Origin of the sequence: Microvirga sp. Mcv34 (assembly GCF_024519725.1) — a bacterium.
GTDB lineage: Bacteria > Pseudomonadota > Alphaproteobacteria > Rhizobiales > Beijerinckiaceae > Microvirga.
Map to the genome: position 1 here is coordinate 1 of NZ_JALJRK010000256.1, position 1,041 is coordinate 1,041.

A 1,041-nucleotide genomic window follows, 5' to 3' on the forward strand; every position below is an offset into this window, starting at 1 on the left:
GCGCAACGATATAGCCAAGGCTGATCTCGCTGTCAAGAACAAAGTAAGAACATAACGCTGCGCCGCTCATCCTGAGCCCTCATCCTGAGGAGCAGCGAAGCTGCGTCTCGAAGGACGAGGGCGCCTCCCGTGCACTCTGGACGGTCCTTCGAGACGCAGCTTCGCTGCTCCTCAGGATGAGGTCAGAGGGTGTTGGTACAGATGGCGGAGATGGCCGGGGCTGATCCCCGGATCAAGTCCGGGGACGGCCATGACGTGGAGAGCGCCGTTCCGGTAGCGACGTGAGCGGGGTCATCATCAGGCTAAGCGAAACGGGGGAAGTGAATGCACGATCATGCGCAGCTCCATGGCTTCCCGTTCCCTCCGCTGCGCTTCCTCATGGGAATGGCACCGGGGACATTCGCCACGCCTGATGTCAGATGGCGCGGTCGGAGCGGCGGGCCGTGCGCGGGAGGAGGTCCTGGCCATGGCCGGCGGTGACGACGAGGCGCTTCACTTCGCCTCGGAGATAGGCCTGAAGGAAGCGGTCGTAGTTCCTGAACGACACGCAGCCATTCGAGTCGCCGCGCGGGCCCAGCATGTAGGTGTGCGCGAGAATGCCGTCGCGGCCGTAGATGGCGCCGCTGCCACCCACTGGCGTCAGACGGAGGGCGCGGACGCCGTGGAAGAGCGCTTCGCGTTCGGTGATCACGTAGGTGCCGGGCGGCGTGGCTCCCTTCATCCGAACATTCACGTAGCGCGGGTTGTCCATCATGTCGCCGAGGCCCGAATGCGCCTCCAGCCTTTCCCCGTTCGGCATGATGACCACCTGGGCGGTGATGTCGTAGACGGCGGTCCCGCCGCCGCCGCTCCCGGGCTGGGGGACGAAGCGCGATGTGGGAGAAATGTTGCCGGTGCCGTTATCGAGCGAGGCATAGCTGAGCGCCGCCTCGGGCGGGCTGGCCGGCTTGATGCCGAAGAATTTTTCGATGAAGGAGCGGTTGTCGGCCGGGGCGCTGACCGCGACCTCCGCCCTTTGCGCCACCGGTGCACGGATCGGCG

1 protein-coding gene is annotated in these 1,041 nt (G+C 65.6%); it reads right to left on the bottom strand.

Annotated elements, in window-relative coordinates:
* Positions 1-415: 415 nt before the first annotated feature.
* Positions 416-1,041: DUF2778 domain-containing protein (locus tag OC446_RS30495; protein WP_262032605.1), on the bottom strand; the 626-nt coding region annotated here is incomplete at its 5' end.